The sequence below is a fragment of the Bradyrhizobium sp. AUGA SZCCT0177 genome, assembly GCF_018130125.1.
Taxonomy (GTDB): domain Bacteria; phylum Pseudomonadota; class Alphaproteobacteria; order Rhizobiales; family Xanthobacteraceae; genus Bradyrhizobium.
In genome coordinates, this window is the sequence record NZ_JAFCMA010000020.1 from 51,035 (window position 1) to 74,498 (window position 23,464).

Sequence of the window (23,464 nt, forward strand, 5' to 3'; positions counted from 1 at the left end):
CTAAATCAGTTTGGAGGCAAGAGCAACCGTTCCCGCAAAAAAGCGGTGGGAACCGAACTATCCCGTGGATTTGAGAGGTATCAGGAGGCAGCGAGCGCGAACTCGTGGGCCTGCTCTTCGGTCACGGCGTGACTATGCGGGCAGCCCGAGCAGCAGGCCTTGGCGCAGGGGCCCAGCGCTTCGTCGATGATGGCCTTGATGGTGCGCGCGCAGCGGCCGCACTCGGCGCTGCAGCCCAAGCATCCATAGATCTGCTTCGGATTGCGCGGCAGGTCCGAAGCTGCACTGACAGCATTGCGGACATCATGGTCGCTGAGGACGTTACAGGAACAGACGATCATGAATACGGCAGGTCCATCGGTGATGCTTACCCACTTCGATATTGAAGCGGCGGTCGCGATGCAAAAGGAAAAACAACACTTTCAAGCAATTCCAAAGTGAACCCAAGTCAGTTTGGAATGAGTCTAAAAAGCCTTGTCTTACAGGCACAATCGCAGGCTTCCCGCGCGGGCACCGTGACCTTAATCACCACCAACTCCACCACTATCAATCATCGCTACTACCGCCGCTGTCGCTGTCACTACCGCTGTCGCTGTCGCCTCCCCCGCTATCATCGCTGGAGGAATCACTCGACGAGCTGGAGTCGTCGGACGAGCTGAAACTGTCGGACGAACAGTTGGAGCTGGAATTATCGGTCGGCGTGGAATTGTCGGACGAGCAGTTCGAACTGGAATTATCGCTGCTGAACAGGTTGGCGATGCTCGAGCCACTGCTGCCGCCGCCGCTACTGGAACCATAGCTGTCATCATTGCGGTCGCGATAGCGGTCGCTGTCGCGCGACGAGCCGCTGGGCCATGCGCTGATATTGTACGTCCGGGCTATCACCCAATAGAACATCACCGCCATGCCGCCGAGTGCGACCAGATATATTGGCATCCCGCTCATCCCGGAATCCTCTTCAAAAGCGGTTGGGAAACGGGCCTTTTGCACCGCAATGAAGCCCAACCGTACGCCCCTTCGTCGCAAAAAGAGGCGGTCCCGTTCATTGATCATTTCAGCGAAATATGGAACTTTCGCCGCGACGGACCGCTTTCCCGCCGTCCTTTGCTCCATCAGAAAGGTGAGGCCCATGAAGAAGACATTGATGGCGCTGACTGCCGTCACCGCTTTGGCTGTTTCCGCGGTAGCCGTTCCAGCTCCTGCCCATGCGCAGCGTGGCGTAGCGGCCGGCGTCGCAGCCGGATTGATCGGCGGCGCCATTGTCGGCGGTGCGATCGCCTCGCAGCACGGCTATTACGGTGGTCCGGGCTATTATGCGCCGGCTCCGGGCTATTACGGCGGCCCGGCCTATGTCGCCGAACCCGGCTACGGTCCGGACTGCATCTGGCAGAAGCAGCGCTTCTGGGACGGCTATGGCTGGCGAGTGCGCAGCGTCCGGGTTTGCGACTAGAGCATTGTCGGTTCTGATCTGGTCGGATCAGAACCGAAGCCCGAAAACGCTCTGAACACCCGTTCACCTTCATTAAATCGCACGCAAAGTCCCGGAAACCCGATGGGTTGTCCGGGACTTTGCCCTTCCATGGCCAGAAAAAACCGCTTTTTTCGGCCATCAAGCCCGCACGTTTACTTTCGGTTGACCGTTGTGCGCTCTTTTCGAAGCGGCCAATTCGAGTACGGCGTGTTTGCCTAACCCTAAACCCGGCGTCGGCTGATCAGGCGCCACCTCCAGGAGAGTCCCCAACATGAAGAAGACATTTGCTGCCTTCGTCGCGGCCGCAACGATTGCCGGTTCGCTCGCTGCGGCACCCGCACCCGCGAACGCTCAGCGCGGCGTGGCAGCTGGCGTGGTCGGCGGCCTGATCGGCGGCGCGATCATCGGTGGCGCCATCGCCTCCAGCCGCCCGGCTTACGGCGGACCGGTCTATGTGGAAGACGCGCCCCCGGCCTGCCGCCTGGTTCGCGAGCGCTTCTGGGACGGCTACGGCTGGGCCTACCGCCGCGTCGAGGTCTGCCACTGATCCGACCACCGGCGCGTCTTACGCGCCTTGCGAGTTCAAGCCCGGCCGAAACTCTCGGCCGGGTTTTTTCTTGGCCGATCTCGCTTGGTGCCTATCTCTCTTGCGTCAACGCGACGAGCTGATCGAACGCAGCACCGCTTCGCTCGGCCAGCAATCAACCTTCAGCCCTGCTTGCTTCTGATACGCCCCCAGCGCCGCGCGGGTCTGCATGCCGGCCTTGCCGTCGAGCTTGTCCTTGTAGAGGCCGATCCGCGTCAGATGACGCTGCATGGCTTCGACGTCCTTGCTGCGCAATTGCGTCGATGCCGACCATGGCGTCGCGAATGGCAACGGGTTCGCCATGCGGTCGGCGAGATGGCCGACGAACAGCACGTACAAATCAGAAAAGTTATATTCCTTGATCACGAAGTAGTTCTTGGTGGTCAGGAACGCCGGACCATAGATGCCTTCGGGCTGCAGCAGCGAGGCCGGCTGGGCCTGCTCGGCCGCACTCAACTTCGCGCCGCGCACCGGCACGAAGCCGGCGCGCAGCCATTCGCCGATCGGCTTGCTCACCTCGGGTACGCCCGTGGTGCAGTCGGCATTATCAGGCGCGCGCACTTCATAGGCCCAGCGCACGCCCGGCTGCCAGCCCTTGTTGACGAGCTGCTGAGCGGCGGAGGCGAGCGCATCCGGCACCGAATTCCAGATGTCGATGCGGCCGTCGCCATCGAAATCGACACCATGCTTGTAATATTCGCCCGGCAGGAATTGCGTGAGCCCGGTGGCGCCGGCCCAGGACGAGCGCATGTCCTTGCGCGTCACCGCGCCCTCGCCGAGGATCTTCAGCGCCAGAATGAATTCGCCGCGGTACTGATCCTTGCGCCGGCCGACATAGGCCTGCGTCGCCACCACGCGCACGGTGTCGTAAGGCAATCGATACCGGCCGTAATCGGTTTCGCGGCCCCAGATCGCGAGCACGACCGTCGCGGGCACGCCGAAGCGGCTCTCGATTTGACTGAGCGCTGCGCGATGCTTTGCCATCAGCTTCTGTCCCTCCGCCGCCAGCCGCGCGATCGAGGCCTCCTTCACATAATCGGCCGGCACCTGCACGAACTCGGCCTGCGACGGCGCGCCGGTGGCGGGCCGTCCCGGCAGGATCAGGTCGGGCAATTTGTAATCCGGCTCGAGGCCGCGGGTCTCGGCGTCAAACGTCGCCCGCGACACGCCGGCGGCCTGCGCCTCCGGCCACAGCGAGGCAATGAACTGCGTGAAGCCGGCATCGGCGGCAAGGGCGGGTTGTGAGCCGAACAGGGCGACCCATAACAGAATTCCCGCTCGCCCAATCATAGTTGCATATTGCACGCGCGCACCTGTTCCATGACGCTCGGTAATCTACCAGACTGAGTCGTTCGGCTCGGTGATTGTAACCAGCCGGGACCATCCACGCGATGTTCTTCCCAAAGATCAATGTGAAGAATGACCCGGCCAAGCACTGGCACAGGCCCGATCGGCACTTCTTCGCCAATGGCGCCTGTCAGGTGCTGGCCTTCGCTTTTCTGGAACGATACCCGGACCTGGGCTTCCACGCCCGCTGGATCAAACCCACGGCCGGGTTCACCGGCAACCACATCTATGTGACGGATGGCATCAACGCCTTCGACTATCACGGCCTCACGACGGAACAGCGCCTGCTCGCCTTCGGTTTCAAACGCGGCCGCCGGTTTTTTCCCGGCTGGGACGCAAGCCTGGTGGACTTGCCAGCCGCCATTCTGGTTTCGGAACAGCGCTCGCGGCAAATCGAGGGGCTCTGGCTGCGAGAACCAAAGCAGTCCCTCCATGATGCTCTGCCTCGAGCACGCAATTTCCTCGACAGATTCGGCGATATCAAACGCCGGCTGAAGTGACGTCCACCGCTTGCCGAAGGCGATCGCCGTCAATGCGTGGCGGCGGCGTGTTTGGCGTTTTCGGCGGAATCATTCGACAGCTTGTCGACATAAGCAATGCCGATCGCGGACAGAATGAAAACCGTATGGATGATGGTCTGCCACATCACGCCGGTTTCGGTGTAGGAGCCCTTGCCCGAAGCGAGATTCCCGGCCTCGATGAAGGTGCGCAAAAGATGGATCGACGAGATGCCGATGATGGCCATCGCGAGCTTGATCTTGAGCACGCTGGCGTTGACGTGGCTGAGCCATTCCGGCTGGTCGGGATGTCCTTGCAGATTGAGACGGGAGACGAACGTCTCGTAGCCGCCGACGATGACCATCACCAGGAGGTTCGAAATCATCACCACGTCGATCAGGCCCAGCACCGCCAGCATGATCTGCTGCTCGCTGAAATCGAAGGCGTGGGCGAACAGGTGCCACAGCTCTTTCAGAAACAGCACGACATAGACGCCCTGCGCGACAATCAGGCCGATATAAAGCGGCAATTGCAGCCAGCGGGAGCTGAAGATCAGGAACGGGATCGGACGCAATGCCTTCCTCTCAGCTGGGGGCGGCAACGGCGTTTCCGGCGTCATGGACATGGTCGGGGGTCTCTCTGTGCGGGACTTAGGTGGGGCAATCGCGGCCAATCTAATAGCCGGATATGGCACCCTCCGGACGGGCGGAATTGAGCGGCCATTTGGCGCAGGCGGAGTAGCGCCTGCGACACGGCTTCGTCATCTCGGCGCGAACCACAACTCAGCGCGTCAGCTTCTTGTACTTCACGCGATGCGGGATGATGGAGTCCTGGCCGAGCCGGCGCATCTTGTCCTTCTCGTAATCCTGGAAATTGCCTTCGAACCATTCGACATGGCTTTCCCCTTCGAAGGCCAGGATGTGGGTGGCGATGCGGTCGAGGAACCAGCGGTCATGGCTGATGATGACGGCGCAGCCGGCGAAGTTCTCCAGCGCCTCTTCCAGCGCGCGCAGCGTGTCGACGTCGAGATCGTTGGTCGGTTCGTCGAGCAGCAGCAGGTTGGCGCCGGACTTGAGCATCTTGGCCAGATGCACGCGGTTGCGCTCGCCGCCCGACAGCGCGCCGACCTTCTTCTGCTGGTCGGCGCCCTTGAAGTTGAACGACGAACAATAGCCGCGCGAGTTGACTTCGCGCTTGCCGAGCAAGATCAACTCGTTGCCGCCGGAGATCTCCTCCCACACGTTCTTCTTGCCGTCGAGATCGTCGCGCGATTGGTCGACGTAACCGAGATGCACGCTTTCACCGACGGTGATCGTGCCCTTGTCCGGCGTCTCCTGCTGGGTGATCATCCGGAACAGCGTGGTCTTGCCGGCGCCGTTGGCGCCGATCACGCCGACGATGCCGCCCGGCGGCAGCTTGAAGGTGAGGTCGTCGATCAGCATGCGGTCGCCAAAGCCCTTGCTGAGGCCTTCGAAGTCGACGACGTTCTGGCCGAGCCGCTCGGCCACCGGAATCGTGATCTGCGCGGTCTGGGTCTGCTTCTCGCTGGCCTGCTTCAGCAGGTCCTCGTAGCGCTGGTAGCGCGCCTTGGACTTGGCCTGGCGCGCCTTGGGCGACGACGCAATCCACTCCTGCTCGCGCTCAAGCGTCTTCTGGTGCGCGGCGTCCTCGCGGCCTTCCTGCAAGAGGCGCTTCTGTTTCTGCACCAGCCAGGACGAATAATTGCCCTCGTAGGGAATGCCCTTGCCGCGATCGAGCTCGAGGATCCAGCTGGTGACGTTGTCGAGGAAGTAGCGGTCATGGGTCACGATCAGGATCGCGCCGGGATAGTTGCGCAGATGGCCTTCCAGCCACGACACCGACTCGGCGTCGAGATGGTTGGTCGGTTCGTCGAGCAGCAGCAGGTCCGGCTGGTCGAGCAGCAGCTTGCACAACGCCACGCGGCGGCGCTCACCGCCCGACAGCTTGGTGACGTCGGCATCGTCGGGCGGGCAGCGCAACGCGTCCATCGCCTGGTCGACCTTGCTGTCGAGATCCCACAGGCCGGCGGCCTCGATCTCGTCCTGCAGCTTGGTCATCTCGTCGGCGGTCTCTTCCGAGTAATTCATCGCCAGTTCGTTGTAGCGATCGAGGATCGCCTTCTGCTTGGCGACGCCCAGCATAACGTTCTCGCGGACCGTCTTGGTCTCATCGAGATGCGGCTCCTGCTCGAGGTAGCCGACCCGGGCGCCCTCGGCGACCCAGGCCTCGCCGTTATATTCCTTGTCGAGGCCGGCCATGATCCGCAGCAGGGTCGATTTGCCGGAACCGTTGACGCCGAGCACGCCGATCTTGGCGTCCGGGTAGAACGACAGATGGACGTTATCGAGCACCTTGCGGGTCGGGTAGCTCTTGGTCAGACCCTGCATGAAATAGACGAACTGGCGAGCCATCGCGATCCCTTGAAACCAGAGGATTTATGGAAATTTTGCTGCCGCTGATGTAGCGGCGCGGCCCCCAAAGGGCAACCGCGGGAACGCGTTTTCTGTTCGTTCACCACGGATGAATACGGGATGGTCACCATGTGCGGGCATGTGTGCGCCGGATCACGACAATTGAAACCAACTTTTAATAAATCAGGCCAAAAGTCGTTCAAGACGCCGAAAAACGGCGTCTCCGCGGCGAAACCGCGAATGGCAAACCAGAGACCCTCGTCATGGCGACGACCAGTTCGGCATCCCTTTCCACCCCGGCGCACGGCCACGGCCTTGCCAAGCCGCTCGCCGAACTCCGCAACTTCTGGCGCCAGTTCGTTGCCAAGGCCTTCAACCCCTACCGTCCGGAACTGCACTATATGCGCGGCCCCGGCCCGGCCTGGCGCGCCAAGCAGGCTCGCCGCGATTAAGCGACTTTCAAGCAAGTCCCCAAACGGCGCGTGACGCCCGGTAATCCCGGCTGTTAGCGTATCATGCAACCTTGCATTGTCGCAGACCGCGAGCAAAATCGATGAACGGCTTGCTCTATCTCCTGGCCGGCGGCTGTCTTGCCGGTGTGATCGCGCTCGCATTCTTCCAGAAGCAGGATATTGGAAAAATCGGCTCAACGGATGTTTTCGTCACCCTCTTGTTCCTTTCGGCCCTGGCCGGCGCAGCTTGCATTCTGACGTACTCGCGCTGGGGCCGGAAGTTGAGGTCGCGGATCGAGCAGAAACATGCTGACGCGGACGACCGGGTACGCACCAACGCCCGCACAAAAGGTGAGGTGCGAAAGCCAGATTCTTGGCCCCTGACGTGAGACATCAGCCGCTTGCGTTCGACCACAAAGCGCGCAAGCATGGCTGATCCTGGGCGGCCCTCGAGCCGCCATCTCTCAACGTATGGACTTTCCAATGACGCGGCTGCGCTGTGCAATCCTCGACGACTATCTTGATGTGGCCCTGAAGGTCGCCGACTGGTCCCAAATCGCCGACCGGGTCGATGTCACCGTCTTCAACCAGCCGTTTGCGAACGCGGAAACCGCGGCCAGTGCGCTGAAGGATTTCGAGATCATCTGCGCGATGCGCGAGCGCACACCGTTTCCACGCACGATGTTTGCGGCGCTGCCGAAGCTGAAACTGCTGATCACCTCGGGCATGCGAAACGCCGCGATCGACATGGAAGCCGCCAAGGACCACGGCGTGGTGCTGTGCGGCACCCAATGGGGCCGCGATCCCACCGCGCCGCTGACCATGGGCCTGATCCTGGAACTGACCCGCAATATCGGCCGCGAAAACGCGCGCATGCATGCCGGCGAGCCGCTGCAGAAATTCGTCGGCATGGAGATCGAGGGCCGCACGCTCGGCGTGATCGGCCTCGGCAAGCTCGGCACCAAAGTGTCAAAACTGGCGCAGGCGTTCGGCATGAACGTGATCGCCTGGAGCCCGAACCTGACGCCTGAGAAGTGTGCGGAAGCCGGCGTCGGCTACGCTTCCAAGGAGGAATTGTTCGCTACCGCCGACATCGTCACCGTGCACGTCGTGCTGGGCCCGCGCTCGCGCGGGCTGGTCGGGCGGGAAGATCTCGCCCGCATGAAACCGACCGCCTACCTCGTCAACACGGCGCGAGGGCCGATCGTCGACGAAGGCGCGCTGCTGGAAGCGCTCCAGCAGAAAAAGATCGCGGGCGCCGGCATCGACGTGTTCTCGGTCGAGCCGCTGCCGGTCGACCATCCCTTCCGCAAGCTCGACAACCTCGTGCTGACGCCGCATCTCGGCTACGTCACCGAGGACAGCTTTCGCAACCACTATCGCCAGATGGTCGAAGGCATCGACGGCTGGTTCAAGGGCGAAGCGCCGCGGAAGCTGGCCTGAGGACGCGAGCGAGCCTCAGTCAGGCCGCAGTCCTCTCCGCCACCTGCCTCGCGACCATTGCAAATCCCTCGCGCCAGGATGAATAGGCCGGCCGCCAGCCCAGTTCCTGCCTCGCCTTGGCGTTCGATCCTCCGCGCACCTGGGTCATCATCGAGACCATGTGCTCACCCGCCAGCAGCCGGCCAAGCCAGGCCGGCACGTGAAATGGCGGCTTGGCGCCGAGAACGCCTGACAGCGCCGGCAGCCAGTCCCTGACTTGCGCCGGTTCGTCGTCGACGATGTTGTAGATGCTGCCGGGCCGGCCATGCTCAATCGCAGCAACGGTCGCGGAAGCCGCGTCCTCGACATGCACGAACGACCACCAGCCGCCACCGTCGCCGATCAGCGGCACGCGGCGATGGCGCAACTGGCCGATCATGGCTGACGACAGCATGCCGGTATCGGGTCCATAGAACGATCCGTAGCGCAGCACGATGCCTTCGGGTGCGGCCGACGCGGTCACGGCGTGCTCCAGATGCTGGATCGCTTCGAGCGTAGGGCGCAATTCCTGCGGCGGATCAGGATCGAGTTCGTCGGCTTCGGTTTTGACCGGGCCGCCACCGCTGCCATAGGTCCATCCGCAAAAACTCTGGGCGATGAAACGCTTCGCGCCGGCATCGCGCGCGGCAACCAGCAGAAAATCGGTGCCGCGCGTCCGCAGCTGATTGGTGGCGCTGAAGGCGCGATCGAAACGGCGCAGATCCGTCACCGCGGCAAGATCGGTCATCTCGTCGATCACGACATCGGGCTTCGCTGACATCACGGCGGCATGAACGGCCGGTGCGTCGAGGCCGTCGGCCACGACTGGTTCAGCCCCCAGCCGTTTGACGGCATCGGCCTTCGCCGCCGTCCGCGTCATGCCGGTGACGGAGTGACCGGCCGCAACCAATGCAGGAACGAGTTCGCGGCCAACGGCGCCGGTGGCGCCCGCAACGAAAATTCGCATGCTGAGATCCTTCTGCTTGCCGCCCAGCTTCTGACGTCGGCGGCAAATAGTCGGAAGAAATGTGAATTCAAGTGGCAGCCGGACAAGGCGCGGCGCCGAAAGCTTGCGTACGACGCCGAACGACGCACAGCCGTCATTGCGAGCGAAGCGAAGCAATCCATGGTCCGGCAAAGCAAGTGTGGATTGCTTCGTCGCTTCGTTCCCTTGCGCAAACGCTTCGCGTTTGTCGCAGGCAATGACGAAAAAAAGGCCCGCGTTGCGGGCCTTTTTCAATAACGGTCGTGCAAACCTCTGACCCTAGCGCACCGTCACCGGCGCGGGCAGCGGGGGCACCACGGTCGGCTGCATGCCGGGAACCGGGGCGAGCTGCGCCTGAGCCGGCGCGCCCTGAGCACTTGCCGGCGGCAAGCCTTGTGCAGGTGCCAAGCCTTGAGCAGGCGCGGCTGAAGCGGTCGCGGTTCCAGGCGGCGGACCACCGGGCATCACGACGACGCGGGTGCCGACTTTGACGCGCTCGAACAGGTCGGACACGTCCTCGTTCAGCATGCCGATGCAACCCGACGAGACGAACTTGCCGATCGTCGACGGCTGGTTGGTGCCGTGGATGCGATAGACGGTCGAACCCAGATACATCGCGCGGGCACCCATCGGGTTGCCGGGGCCGCCGGCCATGAAGCGCGGCAGATAGGGCTGACGCTCGATCATCTCCGACGGCGGATGCCAATCCGGCCACTCGGCCTTGCGGCTGACCTTCTGCACGCCGGTCCAGGTGAAGCCATCGCGGCCGACGCGGACGCCGTAGCGGATCGCGCGGCCACCGCCGAGCACGTAATAGAGGTAGGTATTCGGCGTATCGACGACCAGCGTGCCGGCGGGCTCCTTGGTCGCGAACGAAACTTCCTGACGGCGCAGATGCGGCGGAAGCTGCACGGGCGCCGCTTCCGGCTGTTCTTCCGGTGGCAGTGCTGACAGCACGATCGGCCTGCCGTCAGCGCCAACAGCGGGCTGCTGCTGCGGTTGCACGGCGCCGGTGACGGCGGGTCCGCCGCCGACGGCTTCCGGCGGCCGCAAGCGGTCGTCGCTCGGATAGACCACGCCTGCAGCGGGAACACGGCCATCGCCGCGATCGGAGTAGATCACCGGGGGAGGACCGGCAGGACGGCCGTAACGCGGATCATCCGGCGAAAGGACGGGACCCGTGGGCATCGGCGGGCCGCGGTCGGAATACATCGGCCGGCCGTAGCGCGGGTCGTTCGGCGACAGCACCGGACCAGGCGGCGGCAGCGCGGTCGAACTCCGGGCGTTCGGCGCCTCGTCGTCTTCGTCGTCCAAGGCATCGAAATCGGGCGTGCCGGGTCCGCGGCGCTGATCGATGCCATAACCACCGGGAACATACGGTCCCGGAGCTGCCGAATAGGTCGAGCCAGCGGGATAGCCCTGCTGTGCCTGGGCAAGCGAAATTCCTGCCGAGGCAGCAGCGACGGCAGCGCAGATCGTCAGAATACGGTTAATCATCATCGCTCTTGTATAGTCCCCAAGCCACACCGGACCGTTAACGGCAGATGACGGAAGATAGCGGCGCATTCAAGACAAATCCGTCAAATTCGGCCCAAATCGGTCATTTTGTGATGGACCGTGAACGCTGCGGCAAAGATGCCGCACGGCGCGAAAAACATTGATTACCGGCGTAGAGCCTTTCCGTTCCGATTGAATCCGAACGGGGCTCTAGATTCTTGATTTGACGCGTTTTCTTGACGCGAACCGGGTGCCCACTTCGCTGGAAAACGCTCTAGCGCCGCCATTGGCCGCCAATTTTGTAACAAACAGGTTAGAGACGTTGAGATACTCTCGAATCGGCCTGATTCGCGGTGCGAATCCAGCCGCTTCCCAGTGGTCACCGCGTTCCCTTGGCATCAACAGCCCTGCATATTCCTGGCAAGGCGGAACTCGCGTCCATGCTCCCCGGTTTTCGCTTTCTGTTCGCCGCGATCGTGCTGTCGATGTCGGTTCTGGTCTTTGGGCTCGGAGCGGCAGCACTGCTGCGTGCCTCGCACGAGCAATTTGCCAGCATCCCGTCGCGGCGGCCGCCGCCCGAACCCGTCTTTGTCAGGCAGAACGAACCGCCGATGCCGACGCTGGCCCTGCTGCGCGTCGAGCCCGATGTCGCGGAGAAGGTGCCTGACAATGTCGCGGCGACGATTATCGAGACCGTTACCCCTGCCGCACAAGCTCCGGAAGCGCCGCCGGCTGAACCGGAAAAGACTGCTGCGCTGAAACTGGACGAGCCCGTGAAGCTGAACGAGGTCGTGCCGGCCGAGACGGTGAAAGCGGAAATCCCGGCGACGGAAACAATACCGGCTGTTCAGGCCACGCCGGCCGAGGTGCCTGCCGCCGAAGCGCCTGCTGCCGAGACGCCTGCGGCCAATGAGCAAGTGAAGCTCGCGGCGATCGCGGAAACGCCGCCGCCGGCGACATCAGCCGTATCGACCGAGCCTGCGCCGGTGGCGGAAGCGCCCTCCCTGGAAGGCAACCTCGCCGCAATGAAGATCGCCACGCTGGGCGGTCCTGCCGTCGCTATCCAGGAAACGGCTTCGGTGAAACCGACGGCCGCGAAACCAGAGCGCAGCGTCAACCGGAAGCGGGCGCAGCGCGCCAAAGAGCGCCGGCGCATCATCGCGGCGCGACGCGCGCTGCAGGCGCGGCAGGTGGCTCAGCAAGCGGCCGACCCGTTTGCGCAACTAACCTCGCGCGGCAGATAATAAAACCCGCGCCGCTCAGGTGGGGCCGGTCGCAACCGGCGGCCCGTCCTGCTCACCCCATTCGGTCCATGAGCCGTCATATAGCGCACTGCCGCGGACGCCGAGGCGATAAAGCGCCAGCGTCAGCACCAGCGCGGAGACGCCGGAGCCGCAACTCGTCACGATCGGCGCGTCGAGCTTGACGCCGGCGCCGACAAACACGCCGCGCAACTCCTCGAGCGACTTCATCGCACCGGTCGAGGCGTCGAACAGCTGGTTGTAGGGCACGCTGAGGCTGCCGGGAATATGCCCCGAACGCAGGCCCGGCCGCGGCTCGGGCACCTTGCCCTGGTAACGTTCGTTGGCGCGCGCATCGAGCACCTGCTCAGTGCGGCTGGTGAGATTGTCGACCATCTGCTGGATGTTGCGCGTGTACCGCGCATCGAAGGTCGCCTTGAACGTCGCCGGCATCGGCTTGACCTCACCGCTCTCGACCTTGCGGCTTTCGGCACGCCACTTCTTCAGGCCGCCATTCAGGATCCGGACGTTCTGGTGTCCGAACGACAGGAACATCCACCACACGCGCGGTGCTGCGACCCATCCGCCGGAATCGTAGAGCACGACCTTATCGCCGTTGCCTATTCCAAGCCCGCCGACATCGCGGCCGAACTGCTCGGCGCTCGGAAACATGTGCGGCAGCGGATTGGAATGATCGGACACCGCATCGACGTCGAAGAAGACCGCGCCCGGAAGGTGGGAAGCGAGATAATCGTCCTTCGGCAGCGGCAGAATACCCGGCATCTTGAACGACGCGTCGATGATCTTGATTGTTGGATCGTCGTAATGCGCCGCGAGCCAATCGGTGGAGACAAGCGGATCGTCGGTGGTGGTCATGTGTGCAGTTTCTTTCTGGTCATTCCGGGATGGTCCGAAGGACCAGACCCGGAATCTCGAGATTCCGGGTTCGATGCCAACGCATCGCCCCGGAATGACGATGGGAATGCTAGCCCTTCTTCTTCGGCTCCCACTTCTCGACCGGGCCGCCGGCGTCGCGCCAGGCGGCGAAACCGCCGGCCATGTGCGCGACCGGCTTCAGGCCCATGTCTTTCGCGGTCTTGGCCGCCAGCGCCGAACGCATGCCGCCGGCGCAGTGGAAGATGAACTTCTTGTCCTGCTGGAACACCGGCTTGGCATAGGGGCTTTCCGGGTCGATCCAGAATTCCAGCATGCCGCGGGTGCAGGAGAACGCGCCGGGAATGCGGCCGTCGCGCTCGATCTCACGGGGATCGCGGATATCGACGATGACCACGTCGTCGCTGGCAGCCGCCTTGATCGAATCCGCAGCGCTCAGGGTTTCGATCTCGGCATTGGCTTCGTCGATCAGGGATTTGATACCGCGGTGGATGGACTGGGGCATTGATTGCACCTTTGTTGTTATCCGACTGCTGTTGTTTGCTGCCGTCATTCCGGGGCGATGCGAAGCATCGAACCCGGAATCTCGAGGTTCCGGGTTCGCGCTACGCGCGCCCCGGAACGACGACATCCTTTTACCGCACCAATTCCTTCATCGCGCCTTCGAGGCCTTCGATCGTAATCGGGTACATCCGCTCCGAGAACAGCCGGCGAATGATGGTGGTGGATTCCGAATAGTCCCAGTGCTTCTTCGCCACCGGATTGAGCCACACCGCGTGCGGATAGGTGCGCGTTATGCGATCGAGCCAGACCGAGCCGGCCTCCTCGTTGACGTGCTCGACCGAGCCGCCGGGGACCATGATTTCGTAAGGCGACATCGAGGCGTCGCCGACGAACACCACCTTGTAGTCGTGCGGGTACTTATGCAGCACGTCCCAGGTCGGCGTGCGATCGGTGAAGCGCCGCTTGTTCTGCTTCCAGACGCCTTCATAGAGGCAGTTGTGGAAGTAGAAATATTCCATGTGCTTGAATTCGGTCTTCGCCGCCGAAAACAGCTCCTCGACCTGCTCGATATGCGAATCCATGGACCCACCGATGTCGAAGAAGACCAATACTTTGACCGCGTTGCGTCGCTCGGGGCGCATATGCACGTCGAGATAGCCGTGGTTCGCGGTCTCCTTGATCGTGGTGTCGAGGTCGAGCTCATCGGGCGCGCCGGTGCGGGCGAATTTGCGCAACCGCCGCAGCGCGATCTTGATGTTGCGGATGCCAAGCTCGACATTGCCGTCGAGATCCTTGAACTCGCGCTTGTCCCACACCTTGACGGCGCGGTTGTTGCGGTTCTTTTCCTGGCCGATCCGCACCCCTTCGGGATTGTAGCCGTGGGCGCCGAACGGCGAGGTGCCTGCCGTGCCGATCCACTTGCTGCCGCCCTGGTGGCGGCCCTTCTGTTCCTCAAGCCGCTTGCGAAGCGTCTCCATGAGCTTGTCCCAGCCCATCGCCTCGATCTGCTTCTTCTCTTCCTCGGTGAGGTATTTCTCCGCGAGCTTCTTCAGCCATTCGGCGGGAATGTCCGCCTTCTCCATGGCGTCGAGCAGGTTCTCCAACCCCTTGAACACGGAGCCGAACACGCGGTCGAACTTGTCGAGGTTGCGTTCGTCCTTCACCAAAGCGGCGCGGGAGAGGTAATAGAAATTCTCCACCGTTTGATCGGCGAGGTCGGCGTCGAGCGCCTCCATCAGCGTCAAATATTCGCGCAGGGTCACCGGGACCTGTGCGTCGCGCAGCGATGTGAAGAATTGCAAGAACATGGAATACAGATTGCCCGCCGGGCCGCTGACGTCAAGGGCTGGCGGATTCCAGACGGGGAAGGCCAGCGCATACCAGACAGGCCTAGACCGGGAGGGTTTTTCCTCTAGAATTGAGCCATAAAGGGCTTATTCCGGCAGGGGAAATTCAATGGGGATCATAGCTGCGCTGATCATCGGCGCGATTGCGGGCTGGCTGGCCGGGAAGATCGTGCGGGGCGCAGGCTTCGGGCTGATCGGCAACATCGTGATCGGCATCATCGGCGCGCTTCTCGCGGGCTGGCTGTTGCCGCAACTGGGCGTAAACCTCGGCGGCGGCTGGATCCGCGAGATCATCAACGCCACCATCGGCGGCGTGATCATCCTGGTGATCCTCTCGCTGGTCAAACGCTGAGAGGCGCGCATCACCTCCAATCGCGACCGCCGAGCCGGCGGTCGTTTACTGTTCAGGCCGGAAACGGCGCAGGAACGAACAACAAGGCAAAGAGATAGATGAAATTTACCGGCACCAAGGACTACGTCGCCACCGAAGACCTCAAGGTCGCGGTCAACGCCTCGATCGTGCTCGAGCGCCCGCTGCTGATCAAGGGCGAGCCCGGTACCGGCAAGACCGTGCTGGCCGAGGAAGTCGCCAAGGCGCTCGGCGCGCCGCTGTTGACCTGGCACATCAAGTCCACCACCAAGGCGCAGCAGGGCCTTTACGAATACGACGCGGTATCGCGGCTGCGCGACAGCCAACTCGGCGACGCCAGGGTCTCCGACATCTCCAACTACATCAAGCGCGGCAAGCTGTGGGAAGCCTTCACCCATGACAAGCGCCCGGTGCTGCTGATCGACGAAATCGACAAGGCCGACATCGAATTCCCCAACGACCTCCTGCTCGAACTCGATCGCATGGAGTTCTTCGTCTACGAGACCGGCGAGAACATCAAGGCGAGCCTGCGACCGATCGTGATGATCACGTCGAACAACGAGAAGGAATTGCCGGACGCATTCCTGCGCCGCTGCTTCTTCCACTACATCAAGTTCCCCGACGCCGACACCATGAACCGGATTGTCGACGTGCACTTCCCCGGCATCAAGAAGCGTCTGGTCGAGGAAGCCTTGCGGATCTTCTTCGAGGTGCGCGAAGTGCCGGGCCTGAAGAAGAAGCCCTCGACGTCGGAGCTGCTCGACTGGCTCAAGCTGCTGCTCAACGAAGACATCACCCCGGAAATGCTGCGGGAGCGCGATCCGCGCAAGCTGATCCCGCCGTTGCACGGCGCGCTCCTGAAGAACGAGCAGGACGTGCATCTGTTCGAGCGGCTGGCGTTCCTGAGCCGCCGCGAAGTGTAATCGGAAGACGACAACGCCAGAACCCGGGGTTCTGGCGTTTTGCTGACAAAACCAACGACAAGAAGAACAGGGAAGATGAACGTTCAAACCCAGATTCACGCCGCCTCGCCCGGCCAAACCGAGCATTTCGACGTGCTGATCGCGGGCGCCGGCATCTCCGGCGTCGGCGCGGCCTACCACCTCACCACGCAATGTCCGGGCACGAGTTTCGTCGCCCTCGAAACCCAGAAGACGTTCGGCGGCACCTGGAGCACGCACCGTTATCCGGGCATCCGCTCGGACAGCGACCTGCATACGTTCGGCTACCGCTTCAAGCCGTGGACCTCGGCGCCGATCGCAAGCGCGGCCGAGATACTCAAATATATGGGCGACGTGATCGAGGAGAACGATCTCGCCCGCCATATCCGCTACCAGCACACCATCAATTCGGCGACCTGGTCGAGCGAACAGAACCTTTGGACCATCGAGGCCACGCGGAGCGACACCGGCGAAAAGCTGCGCTTCACCACGAATTTCTTCTGGATGTGCCAGGGCTATTACCGCCACACCGAAGGCTATACGCCGGAGTGGAAGGACATGGCCAAGTTCAAGGGCCAAATCGTCCATCCGCAGAAATGGCCCGAAGATCTCGACTACAAGAACAAGCGCGTCATCGTGATCGGCTCCGGTGCAACGGCCGCAACGCTGATCCCGGCGCTGGCCAATGACGTCGCGCATGTCACCATGCTGCAGCGTTCGCCGACCTATTTCCGCACCGGCCGCAACGCGATCGAGATCGCCGAGCAACTGCGGCAGTTGCAGGTCGACGAGAAGTGGATCCACGAAATCACGCGGCGGAAAATCCTGTTCGATCAGGACGCGTTCACCCGCAAGACCTTCGAGGAGCCGGAAGCAGCGAAGAAGGATTTGTTGTCGGCAGTGGAAGCCTATCTCGGCAAGGACTACGACATCGCTACCCACTTCACGCCAAAATACCGGCCGTGGCGGCAGCGCATCGCCTTCATTCCCGACGGCGACCTGTTCCAGGGCATCAAGTCGGGCAAGGCTTCGGTCGTCACCGACGAGATCGAGTGCTTCACCGAGAAGGGCATCCTGCTGAAGTCCGGCAAGGAGCTGGAAGCCGACATCATCGTTACCGCGACCGGCTTCAACCTCAGTGCAAACGGCGACATCGAATTCGCGGTCGATGGCAAGAAGCTCGATTTCGCCGATACCGTGACCTATCGCGGCATGATGTTCACCGGCGTACCCAATCTGGTCTGGGTGTTCGGCTATTTCCGCGCCAGCTGGACCTTGCGCGTCGACCTCGTCGCCGATTTCGTGTGCCGGCTGCTCAACCACATGAAGGACACCGGCGCGAAGAAAGTGGTGCCGCAGCTTCGGCCGGAAGACCACAACATGCCGCTGCTGCCCTGGATCGATGCCGAAAATTTCAATCCCGGCTACATGATGCGCGGCATGCACCTGTTGCCCAAGCGCGGCGACAAGCCGGAATGGCAGCACAACCAGGATTACTGGGCGGAGAAGGATGAATTCCCGGCCATCGACCTGAAGGACCACGTCTTTATCTACGGCTCCTGATGATGGGCGCCGAGTGACGGAGACATCCGTCACTCGGGCAGCTGTCAGTTGAGATGTGCCTCAATCACGTTGAAGCGGCCGGTCGGATGGATCGCGGCGAGGCGGAAGCCGGTTTGGGCAAGCAGTTCGGCATACTGCCGCTCGGTGCGCTCGAGCCCGCCCGGCCCGCGAAGCATGTTCAGATCACTCAGTGCGTGCGCCCTGTCCTCTTCCGCCGTCGTTGGCGATTCCGGCATCAGCCGTTCGACCAACAGCAATTTGCCGCCGCCCGGCAGCGCCTGGCGGCAGTTCCGCAAGATTGAAGTGCTGCGGACGTTATCCCAATCGTGGATCACGCTCTTGAGGATGATTGCGTCAATGGCCGGCGGCACGCGCTGAAAGAAATCACCGGCTACGAAATCCACGCGGTCACTCACATCGATGTGTCGAAGATGGCTGGTTGCAGCCTCCGCGCACCTCGGAAGGTCGAAGACAGTTCCGCGCAGCTGCCGGTTTTGCCGGGCGATGGCGCCGAGCAATTCGCCGGACCCGCCTCCCACATCCATCAGGTGGGACAATCCGCTGAAGTCGTAGCATCGCAGAATTTCCGGCGTGACCAGCCGCGTAAGGTCCGTCATCGCCGCGTTGAATTTGGCGACGCTGCCCGGCGTTTGCCCCATCAAATCAAAGCTGTTCTCAAGCCCCATAAGTTGAGCGGCGGTCTTGCCGGTCATTATCGTTTCGAGCAGGCCAGCCCAGGACTTTGTGAGCATCTCCGCTTCCAGGAAGGCCCACGCCTTGAACGATTGCTCGGATGCGCCGTCGAGGCAGGCCCCCACGTCAGTCAGTGCGTAGGAATTGTCGCTGGTCCGCGCGAACAGGCCGATGGTGGAAAGTGCGGTGAGCAGACGTCCGAGCGCCCGCTCGTCCGCGCCGGTCGCCGCTGCAAGCTTGCCCACCGTCTGCGGTCCGTCCCGCAGAAGCTCCGCCAGCCCCAGTTTCACCGCGACATGGATCACCGCAGTGATGCGGTGCGACTGTATCAAGTCGAGAAGCTTGAGGGCCGGGAGTTGTGACGACATCGCCTCTCTCCGAACGCGGGTTTATTGCGGGCTCCGGATATCAATCGATTTGGTGATTTCGCTCAACGCTGTTCGTTGCTTTTCGATCCCTTGTTTCAGCTCCTCGGTCGTTCCGTTGAGCACGTTATGCCCGCTTGCCTCCAGTTTGCGGCGAACATCGGCGTCCCGGCAGATCGCGGCGACATCAGCGGCAATTCGGTTTCTCAGCGCTTCGGACAGGGCCTTGCCACCAAAAATTCCTGCCATTCCAGCGATTTCAAGCTCGGGGTAACCGAGTTCGCGCACGGTCTTGATGTCGGGCAACGTGGCTGCACGGCCTGGATTGGCGACGGCAAGAAAGCGCGCCTTTCCGGCCTGAACAGGCGAGGACGAGGCCGTCAATGAGGTCAGAAGCGCCTGTATCCGGCCCTCACCGAGGTCAGCCTGCGGCTGGGAGGCGTCTCGATAACTGACGAAATTCATCTTCAGACCGTGTTGTTTCAGGAATGCTGAAAATACAAATCGCGGCAGGGTCGGTCCGGACGCCCAGGCATGTTTCTCGGGGCTGGTCCGCAGCGCCGCGATCAACTCCGGAATGCTGTTGACTGACAGCTGATTGCTGACTGCGAGCGTCAAAACGATCTCTGTGGTCGCCGCAATCGGCACCAGATCCTGGTTGACGTCGTATGGCAGCCGGTCGACGAGCAGTGGCGCCACCGTGATGGAGCCGGCCACCGTATACAACAACGCATGATCGTCCTGGTTTGCGACGAACGATCCGACGCCAATCGTACCTTCAGCGCCAGGCCGATCCTCAACCACGACTGGCTTGCCCCATTTTTTGCCTAGAGCATCGGCGAAGATTCGGGCAGCGGCATCATTGGCGCTTCCGGGCGGAAAGGTCACAATCAGCTTGACCTGCCGCTCGGGCCAATCCGCTCTTGCCGACATCGGCGCGATAAGCGCCGTGACACAAGCCGCAAGAACAGCGATCGCGCGCAGCCCTCGCGCCTTGCACCCGATGGATTTTCCTTGAGCTGAGCGATGAGCCGACGATGTTGAACCATGAGACACTTGCGAGAACATTGTCACGACTGCCTCCCATTCGTTACTGGCTTGGATTTACTGGCTTGGATTTGCGTTGCGGCTTTCGGCGACCGTTTCCGGGACGCGCGTAGGAATCATTCGCTTCAATGACGCGCACGAGCATGTCCAGCAACGCGCGCCGTTCATCTGGCGATAGCGGCGCCAGCAGACGTTCCTGAGCGGCGAGCAAGTCGGGACTTAAGCGGCGGCGCAAGGCCGCGCCTCGCTCGGTCACGTAGAGCTTGCGCGCGCGCCGGTCATCGGGATCGATCTTCCGCTCGACGAGGCCCTTGCCCTCCAGTTCGTCGATCATCTGGCCAAAATTGACCACATCGACGCCCATGCGCTCGGCCACCTGTCTCTGGCCTCTCCCCGGCTGCTCCAGGACGGCCACGAGGACGCCGAAAATCATCGGCGTCAGATCGTCACCGCTCAGTATCTCGGCGGTGACACCAAGGCAGATTTGATTGAAGCGACGCGCCAAATGAGCCGGCACCCGGTGGGACGGCAATACTTCCGGAGAAGCGTGCGGCTCGGCCATGACCATCTCCAAAGGTAATAATTATTATTATAATAATTCTTACTGTATGTCAAACCGCCGAGAATTTAGATGTATGTATACTTTAAAGGTAATATAAAACCATAAAATTCGCAATTTGCCATCTCTGGCACACTAATGTATACATAATGAACTCATTGTGCCATGGAGTGCAGCCATGCCGTCATCCTTCCCACTCAATGCCTGGTACGCCGCCGCCTGGGACGTCGATCTCAAGCACGCGCTGTTTCCCCGCACGATCTGCGGCAAGCATGTCGTGATGTACCGCCGCTCTGACGGCCAGGTGGCCGCGCTGGAAGACGCCTGCTGGCACCGGCTGGTGCCGCTGTCGAAAGGCCGGCTCGACGGCGACACCGTCGTCTGCGGCTATCACGGGCTGAAATACAACGCGCAGGGCCGCTGCACCTACATGCCCTCGCAGGAGACCATCAATCCTTCCGCCTGCGTGCGTTCCTATCCCGTGGTCGAGCGGCATCGCTTCGTCTGGCTCTGGATGGGCGACCCGGCGCTGGCCGATCCGGCGCTGGTGCCTGACATGCACTGGAACGACGATCCGGCCTGGGCCGGCGACGGCAAGACCATTCAAGTGAAATGCGACTATCGCCTCGTGGTCGACAATCTGATGGACCTCACCCACGAAACCTTCGTGCACGGCTCCAGCATCGGCAACGACCACGTCGCCGAGGCCCCCTTCGACGTCACCCATAGCGAGCGCACCGTGACGGTAACGCGCTGGATGCGCGGCATCGAGGCGCCGCCGTTCTGGGCCGCACAGCTCGGCAAGCCCGGCCCGGTCGACCGCTGGCAGATCATCCATTTCCAGGCGCCCGGCACCGTCAATATCGATGTCGGCGTGGCGCCAGCCGGCACCGGCGCGCCGGAGGGCGACCGCTCGCAGGGCGTCAACGGCTTCGTGCTCAACACCATGACGCCGGAGACCGACACCACCTGCCACTATTTCTGGGCCTTCGTCCGCAACCACCGCCTGACCGAACAGAAGCTGACCACCGAGATCCGCGATGGCGTCTCCAATATTTTTCGCGAGGACGAGATCATCCTCGAGGCACAGCAACGCGCCATGGACGAGAACCCGGACCGCACCTTCTACAATCTCAACATCGACGCCGGCGCGATGTGGGCGCGGCGCGTGATCGATCGCATGGTGGCCCACGAGACATCGCCGCCGACCACCGCGCAAGCCGCGGAGTGAGGCCATGAGCGAACGCGATTCCGAACGCTCGATCTCGCAGACGGTGCGGGCCCAGCTCGCGCTGCGCGACATGATCCTTTCCGGGCAATTGCGGCCGGGCGAGCGCATCAGCGAATTGCAGGCGGTCGAGATCACCAGCGTGTCGCGGACGCCGGTGCGGCTGGCGCTGGTCCGGCTCGAAGACGAAGGCCTGTTGCAGGCGATCCCCTCCGGCGGTTTCATGGTGAAGGCGTTCACCGAGCGCGACATTCTCGATTCAATCGAGCTGCGCGGCACGCTGGAAGGCCTCGCCGCCCGCTTCGCCGCCGAACGCGGCGCCAGCGCGCGCAGCCTCGAGCCGCTGAAGGAGTGCCTCGCCGACCTCGATCAGCTGGTTCGCCAGGATCCGGTCTCGGTCGAAGCTTTTTCCGCCTATGTCACCATGAACGCGCGCTTTCACGCGCTGCTCACTGAACTATCCGCCAGCCCGCCGCTGATCCGGCAGATCGACCGCGTCTCGGCATTGCCGTTCGCGTCGCCGAGCGGCTTCGTGATGGCGCAGTCGGCGCTGCCGGAGGCGCACCAGATCCTGCTGATCGGCCAGGACCATCACCGCATCGTGGTGGACGCGATCGAGAACCGCGAGGGCGGGCGCGCCGAAGCCATCATGCGCGAGCATTCGCGCCTCGCCGCACGCAATCTGCGGCTGGCGCTGCGCAATCGCACGCATCTCGATTTGCTGCCCGCGCTCGCTCTGCTCCAATCGCCAGCCTAGAGCCATTTCCGTTCCGATTCGATCGGAACGGGCTCTAGATTCTTGTTTTGACGCGTTTTCCTGACGCGAACCGGTATCCACTTCTCTTGAAAACGCACTAGGAGGGATCGTCATGCGCTTTGCCGAACAATGGAGCTGGTGCACGGTCGATGCGATCCGTGACGTCACGCCTGGCATCCGCGAATTCCGCCTGCGCCCTGACGGCGGCGTGGCGCCCTACCCGGCCGGCAGCCATCTCAACGTCGCGGTGCTGATCGACGGACAGCCCGCACGGCGGTCCTATTCGCTGGTCGGCGACCGCGATCCACACAGCTATCGCATCGCGGTGCGGCTGGCGCCGGACAGCCGTGGCGGCTCGCGCGCAATGTGGAGTCTGAAGCCAGGCGCGCGGATCGAGATCTCCAATCCGACATCGCTGCTCGAGATCGACTGGAACAGGCAGAATTATTGCCTGATCGCTGGCGGCATCGGCATCACCCCGATCACCGCGATCGCCAGCGCCCTGCACCGGCGCAATATCGACCTCACCCTGCACTACGCGGTGAAGTCGCGCGGCGATGCCGCCTATCTCGACGAATTGTCTTCCTTGCTCGCTGACCGGCTGGTCGTCCACGCCAGCGACGAAGGCACGCGGCTCGATCTCGATGCCACCTTCCGCGCACTGCCATCGGATGCGATTGCCATCATGTGCGGGCCGATGCGGATGCTGGAAGCGGCGCGGCGTGCCTGGAACGACGCGGGGCGGTCTCCCGCCGATCTGCGCTACGAGACATTCGGCTCCAGCGGCCTGCTGCCCACGGCGGAATTCCGTGTCCGCCTGAAGGACACCGGCGCGGAGCTTGTGGTCTCGCCCAACAGCTCGATGCTCGACGTGCTCAACGATGCCGGGTTCGAGGTGATCTCGGACTGCCAGCGCGGCGAATGCGGCGTCTGCGCGGTCGATGTCATCGCCGTCGATGGCGAGATCGACCACCGCGACGTGTTCTTCAGCGACCAGCAGAAGCGCGACAACCGCAAGATCTGCCCATGCGTGTCACGCGCCGTGGGCGTGGTCACGATCGACACGCTGTACCGGGCAGAAGCGGCTCCCAGTCGCTAGACTAGCTAGAGCGGGATGATTGTGGATCGAATCTGCACACGTCATCCTGAGGTGCGAGCCTTGCGGTGCACTTGCACCGCTGGGCGAGCCTCGAAGGATGGGCCACGGGCGCTTTCCATCCTTCGAGG

At 62.6% G+C, this 23,464-nt stretch carries 26 protein-coding genes; 13 read left to right on the top strand and 13 right to left on the bottom strand.

Annotation, left to right across the window (positions count from 1 at the left end; all coding sequences use genetic code 11):
• Positions 1-80: 80 nt before the first annotated feature.
• Together JQ597_RS23020 and JQ597_RS23025 are read right to left on the bottom strand one after the other, a co-directional pair.
• Positions 81-341, bottom strand: a complete 261-nt coding sequence (locus JQ597_RS23020) for a (2Fe-2S)-binding protein (protein ID WP_212206892.1) — start codon at positions 339-341, stop codon at positions 81-83.
• Between the two features lie 205 nt (positions 342-546).
• Positions 547-1,164 carry a hypothetical protein gene (locus JQ597_RS23025; protein ID WP_212266798.1) on the bottom strand — a complete coding sequence of 206 codons (618 nt, stop codon included), beginning with the start codon at positions 1,162-1,164 and terminating at the stop codon, positions 547-549.
• Here JQ597_RS23025 and JQ597_RS23030 point away from each other — a divergent pair.
• Both JQ597_RS23030 and JQ597_RS23035 read left to right on the top strand, forming a co-directional pair.
• Positions 1,130-1,450 (top strand): hypothetical protein, encoded by a 321-nt coding sequence (locus JQ597_RS23030; RefSeq protein ID WP_211997293.1) that lies wholly within the window; start codon positions 1,130-1,132, stop codon positions 1,448-1,450. The genes JQ597_RS23025 and JQ597_RS23030 overlap by 35 nt on opposite strands.
• 292 nt (positions 1,451-1,742) lie before the next feature.
• Positions 1,743-2,018 (top strand): hypothetical protein, encoded by a 276-nt coding sequence (locus tag JQ597_RS23035; RefSeq protein ID WP_212033871.1) that lies wholly within the window; start codon positions 1,743-1,745, stop codon positions 2,016-2,018.
• 105 nt (positions 2,019-2,123) lie between these two features.
• On the opposite strand, the gene JQ597_RS23040 is transcribed toward JQ597_RS23035, so the two are convergent.
• A complete protein-coding gene (locus JQ597_RS23040) occupies positions 2,124-3,347 on the bottom strand; it encodes a lytic murein transglycosylase (RefSeq protein ID WP_212266977.1) in 1,224 nt (407 codons plus the stop codon).
• Between the two features lie 101 nt (positions 3,348-3,448).
• Here JQ597_RS23040 and JQ597_RS23045 point away from each other — a divergent pair, with 101 nt between their 5' ends.
• Positions 3,449-3,904, top strand: a complete 456-nt coding sequence (locus JQ597_RS23045; RefSeq protein WP_212266800.1) for a hypothetical protein — start codon at positions 3,449-3,451, stop codon at positions 3,902-3,904.
• 29 nt (positions 3,905-3,933) lie between these two features.
• On the opposite strand, the gene JQ597_RS23050 is transcribed toward JQ597_RS23045, so the two are convergent.
• Together JQ597_RS23050 and ettA are read right to left on the bottom strand one after the other, a co-directional pair.
• On the bottom strand, positions 3,934-4,527 hold the full coding sequence (locus JQ597_RS23050; protein WP_192740043.1) for a TIGR00645 family protein: 594 nt from the start codon (positions 4,525-4,527) through the stop codon (positions 3,934-3,936).
• Between the two features lie 157 nt (positions 4,528-4,684).
• The gene (gene ettA, locus JQ597_RS23055; protein ID WP_212266802.1) at positions 4,685-6,334 is read right to left on the bottom strand and encodes an energy-dependent translational throttle protein EttA; all 1,650 of its coding nucleotides are present in this window, start codon (positions 6,332-6,334) and stop codon (positions 4,685-4,687) included.
• Between the two features lie 263 nt (positions 6,335-6,597).
• Between ettA and JQ597_RS23060 the strand changes: the two genes are divergently transcribed.
• The 3 genes from JQ597_RS23060 to JQ597_RS23070 all read left to right on the top strand — a co-directional run bounded on the left by JQ597_RS23060 (position 6,598) and on the right by JQ597_RS23070 (position 8,229).
• On the top strand, positions 6,598-6,786 hold the full coding sequence (locus tag JQ597_RS23060) for a hypothetical protein (protein ID WP_212266804.1): 189 nt from the start codon (positions 6,598-6,600) through the stop codon (positions 6,784-6,786).
• Positions 6,787-6,887: 101 nt separating this feature from the next.
• Positions 6,888-7,175, top strand: coding sequence for a hypothetical protein (locus JQ597_RS23065; protein ID WP_212266806.1), 288 nt, complete (start codon positions 6,888-6,890; stop codon positions 7,173-7,175).
• A 94-nt stretch (positions 7,176-7,269) separates the two neighbouring features.
• Entirely contained in the window at positions 7,270-8,229 is a 960-nt protein-coding gene (locus JQ597_RS23070) for a D-2-hydroxyacid dehydrogenase family protein (RefSeq protein WP_212266807.1), read from the top strand.
• 19 nt (positions 8,230-8,248) lie between these two features.
• On the opposite strand, the gene JQ597_RS23075 is transcribed toward JQ597_RS23070, so the two are convergent.
• Both JQ597_RS23075 and JQ597_RS23080 read right to left on the bottom strand, forming a co-directional pair.
• Complete coding sequence (locus JQ597_RS23075) at positions 8,249-9,214, bottom strand: NAD-dependent epimerase/dehydratase family protein (protein WP_212266810.1); 966 nt, start codon at positions 9,212-9,214, stop codon at positions 8,249-8,251.
• A gap of 297 nt (positions 9,215-9,511) precedes the next feature.
• Positions 9,512-10,732: a L,D-transpeptidase gene (locus JQ597_RS23080; protein ID WP_212266979.1), complete on the bottom strand. Its 1,221-nt coding sequence runs from the start codon at positions 10,730-10,732 to the stop codon at positions 9,512-9,514.
• Positions 10,733-11,169: 437 nt separating this feature from the next.
• On the opposite strand from JQ597_RS23080, the gene JQ597_RS23085 reads away from it, so the two are divergent.
• Complete coding sequence (locus JQ597_RS23085) at positions 11,170-11,973, top strand: hypothetical protein (protein WP_212266814.1); 804 nt, start codon at positions 11,170-11,172, stop codon at positions 11,971-11,973.
• 15 nt (positions 11,974-11,988) lie between these two features.
• Here JQ597_RS23085 and sseA read toward each other — a convergent pair whose 3' ends face one another.
• The 3 genes from sseA to JQ597_RS23100 form a co-directional block, all read right to left on the bottom strand.
• On the bottom strand, positions 11,989-12,846 hold the full coding sequence (gene sseA / locus JQ597_RS23090) for a 3-mercaptopyruvate sulfurtransferase (protein ID WP_212266817.1): 858 nt from the start codon (positions 12,844-12,846) through the stop codon (positions 11,989-11,991).
• A 109-nt stretch (positions 12,847-12,955) separates the two neighbouring features.
• Positions 12,956-13,369: a rhodanese-like domain-containing protein gene (locus JQ597_RS23095; protein ID WP_212266819.1), complete on the bottom strand. Its 414-nt coding sequence runs from the start codon at positions 13,367-13,369 to the stop codon at positions 12,956-12,958.
• A 130-nt stretch (positions 13,370-13,499) separates the two neighbouring features.
• A complete protein-coding gene (locus JQ597_RS23100) occupies positions 13,500-14,675 on the bottom strand; it encodes a vWA domain-containing protein (RefSeq protein WP_192740051.1) in 1,176 nt (391 codons plus the stop codon).
• Between the two features lie 148 nt (positions 14,676-14,823).
• Here JQ597_RS23100 and JQ597_RS23105 point away from each other — a divergent pair, with 148 nt between their 5' ends.
• From JQ597_RS23105 to JQ597_RS23115, 3 genes are all read left to right on the top strand, one after another.
• On the top strand, positions 14,824-15,066 hold the full coding sequence (locus JQ597_RS23105) for a GlsB/YeaQ/YmgE family stress response membrane protein (RefSeq protein ID WP_212033892.1): 243 nt from the start codon (positions 14,824-14,826) through the stop codon (positions 15,064-15,066).
• 98 nt (positions 15,067-15,164) lie between these two features.
• Positions 15,165-16,007 (top strand): AAA family ATPase, encoded by an 843-nt coding sequence (locus JQ597_RS23110; RefSeq protein ID WP_212266821.1) that lies wholly within the window; start codon positions 15,165-15,167, stop codon positions 16,005-16,007.
• Between the two features lie 75 nt (positions 16,008-16,082).
• The gene (locus JQ597_RS23115) at positions 16,083-17,588 is read left to right on the top strand and encodes a flavin-containing monooxygenase (protein ID WP_212266823.1); all 1,506 of its coding nucleotides are present in this window, start codon (positions 16,083-16,085) and stop codon (positions 17,586-17,588) included.
• Positions 17,589-17,632: 44 nt separating this feature from the next.
• On the opposite strand, the gene JQ597_RS23120 is transcribed toward JQ597_RS23115, so the two are convergent.
• Genes JQ597_RS23120 through JQ597_RS23130 form a run of 3 tightly spaced genes read right to left on the bottom strand, consistent with a single transcriptional unit; the run spans position 17,633 to position 20,255 of the window.
• Entirely contained in the window at positions 17,633-18,649 is a 1,017-nt protein-coding gene (locus JQ597_RS23120) for a methyltransferase (RefSeq protein WP_249148122.1), read from the bottom strand.
• A gap of 21 nt (positions 18,650-18,670) precedes the next feature.
• Positions 18,671-19,714 carry a Bug family tripartite tricarboxylate transporter substrate binding protein gene (locus JQ597_RS23125; protein WP_249148125.1) on the bottom strand — a complete coding sequence of 348 codons (1,044 nt, stop codon included), beginning with the start codon at positions 19,712-19,714 and terminating at the stop codon, positions 18,671-18,673.
• A 22-nt stretch (positions 19,715-19,736) separates the two neighbouring features.
• On the bottom strand, positions 19,737-20,255 hold the full coding sequence (locus JQ597_RS23130) for a MarR family winged helix-turn-helix transcriptional regulator (RefSeq protein WP_212266827.1): 519 nt from the start codon (positions 20,253-20,255) through the stop codon (positions 19,737-19,739).
• 175 nt (positions 20,256-20,430) lie between these two features.
• Between JQ597_RS23130 and JQ597_RS23135 the strand changes: the two genes are divergently transcribed.
• The 3 genes from JQ597_RS23135 (at position 20,431) to JQ597_RS23145 (ending at position 23,336) form a co-directional block, all read left to right on the top strand.
• Positions 20,431-21,483 (top strand): aromatic ring-hydroxylating dioxygenase subunit alpha, encoded by a 1,053-nt coding sequence (locus JQ597_RS23135; protein ID WP_212266829.1) that lies wholly within the window; start codon positions 20,431-20,433, stop codon positions 21,481-21,483.
• Positions 21,484-21,487: 4 nt separating this feature from the next.
• Positions 21,488-22,237, top strand: a complete 750-nt coding sequence (locus JQ597_RS23140; protein WP_212266831.1) for a GntR family transcriptional regulator — start codon at positions 21,488-21,490, stop codon at positions 22,235-22,237.
• A gap of 112 nt (positions 22,238-22,349) precedes the next feature.
• Complete coding sequence (locus tag JQ597_RS23145; protein ID WP_212266834.1) at positions 22,350-23,336, top strand: PDR/VanB family oxidoreductase; 987 nt, start codon at positions 22,350-22,352, stop codon at positions 23,334-23,336.
• Positions 23,337-23,464: the final 128 nt, after the last annotated feature.

What these genes read in the sequence shown, in the direction of transcription:
- JQ597_RS23065 (WP_212266806.1), top strand. Translation starts at nt 6,888, where the DNA reads ATGAACGGCTTGCTCTATCTCCTGGCCGGCGGCTGTCTTGCCGGTGTG.
- JQ597_RS23045 (WP_212266800.1), top strand. Translation starts at nt 3,449, where the DNA reads ATGTTCTTCCCAAAGATCAATGTGAAGAATGACCCGGCCAAGCACTGG.
- JQ597_RS23030 (WP_211997293.1), top strand. Translation starts at nt 1,130, where the DNA reads ATGAAGAAGACATTGATGGCGCTGACTGCCGTCACCGCTTTGGCTGTT.
- JQ597_RS23080 (WP_212266979.1), bottom strand. Translation starts at nt 10,732, where the DNA reads ATGATGATTAACCGTATTCTGACGATCTGCGCTGCCGTCGCTGCTGCC.
- JQ597_RS23145 (WP_212266834.1), top strand. Translation starts at nt 22,350, where the DNA reads ATGCGCTTTGCCGAACAATGGAGCTGGTGCACGGTCGATGCGATCCGT.
- JQ597_RS23095 (WP_212266819.1), bottom strand. Translation starts at nt 13,369, where the DNA reads ATGCCCCAGTCCATCCACCGCGGTATCAAATCCCTGATCGACGAAGCC.
- JQ597_RS23100 (WP_192740051.1), bottom strand. Translation starts at nt 14,675, where the DNA reads ATGTTCTTGCAATTCTTCACATCGCTGCGCGACGCACAGGTCCCGGTG.
- JQ597_RS23070 (WP_212266807.1), top strand. Translation starts at nt 7,270, where the DNA reads ATGACGCGGCTGCGCTGTGCAATCCTCGACGACTATCTTGATGTGGCC.
- JQ597_RS23140 (WP_212266831.1), top strand. Translation starts at nt 21,488, where the DNA reads ATGAGCGAACGCGATTCCGAACGCTCGATCTCGCAGACGGTGCGGGCC.
- JQ597_RS23035 (WP_212033871.1), top strand. Translation starts at nt 1,743, where the DNA reads ATGAAGAAGACATTTGCTGCCTTCGTCGCGGCCGCAACGATTGCCGGT.
- JQ597_RS23085 (WP_212266814.1), top strand. Translation starts at nt 11,170, where the DNA reads ATGCTCCCCGGTTTTCGCTTTCTGTTCGCCGCGATCGTGCTGTCGATG.
- JQ597_RS23130 (WP_212266827.1), bottom strand. Translation starts at nt 20,255, where the DNA reads ATGGCCGAGCCGCACGCTTCTCCGGAAGTATTGCCGTCCCACCGGGTG.
- JQ597_RS23050 (WP_192740043.1), bottom strand. Translation starts at nt 4,527, where the DNA reads ATGTCCATGACGCCGGAAACGCCGTTGCCGCCCCCAGCTGAGAGGAAG.
- JQ597_RS23125 (WP_249148125.1), bottom strand. Translation starts at nt 19,714, where the DNA reads ATGTTCTCGCAAGTGTCTCATGGTTCAACATCGTCGGCTCATCGCTCA.
- ettA (WP_212266802.1), bottom strand. Translation starts at nt 6,334, where the DNA reads ATGGCTCGCCAGTTCGTCTATTTCATGCAGGGTCTGACCAAGAGCTAC.
- JQ597_RS23020 (WP_212206892.1), bottom strand. Translation starts at nt 341, where the DNA reads ATGATCGTCTGTTCCTGTAACGTCCTCAGCGACCATGATGTCCGCAAT.
- JQ597_RS23105 (WP_212033892.1), top strand. Translation starts at nt 14,824, where the DNA reads ATGGGGATCATAGCTGCGCTGATCATCGGCGCGATTGCGGGCTGGCTG.
- JQ597_RS23075 (WP_212266810.1), bottom strand. Translation starts at nt 9,214, where the DNA reads ATGCGAATTTTCGTTGCGGGCGCCACCGGCGCCGTTGGCCGCGAACTC.
- JQ597_RS23040 (WP_212266977.1), bottom strand. Translation starts at nt 3,347, where the DNA reads ATGATTGGGCGAGCGGGAATTCTGTTATGGGTCGCCCTGTTCGGCTCA.
- JQ597_RS23115 (WP_212266823.1), top strand. Translation starts at nt 16,083, where the DNA reads ATGAACGTTCAAACCCAGATTCACGCCGCCTCGCCCGGCCAAACCGAG.
- JQ597_RS23060 (WP_212266804.1), top strand. Translation starts at nt 6,598, where the DNA reads ATGGCGACGACCAGTTCGGCATCCCTTTCCACCCCGGCGCACGGCCAC.
- sseA (WP_212266817.1), bottom strand. Translation starts at nt 12,846, where the DNA reads ATGACCACCACCGACGATCCGCTTGTCTCCACCGATTGGCTCGCGGCG.
- JQ597_RS23120 (WP_249148122.1), bottom strand. Translation starts at nt 18,649, where the DNA reads ATGTCGTCACAACTCCCGGCCCTCAAGCTTCTCGACTTGATACAGTCG.
- JQ597_RS23110 (WP_212266821.1), top strand. Translation starts at nt 15,165, where the DNA reads ATGAAATTTACCGGCACCAAGGACTACGTCGCCACCGAAGACCTCAAG.
- JQ597_RS23135 (WP_212266829.1), top strand. Translation starts at nt 20,431, where the DNA reads ATGCCGTCATCCTTCCCACTCAATGCCTGGTACGCCGCCGCCTGGGAC.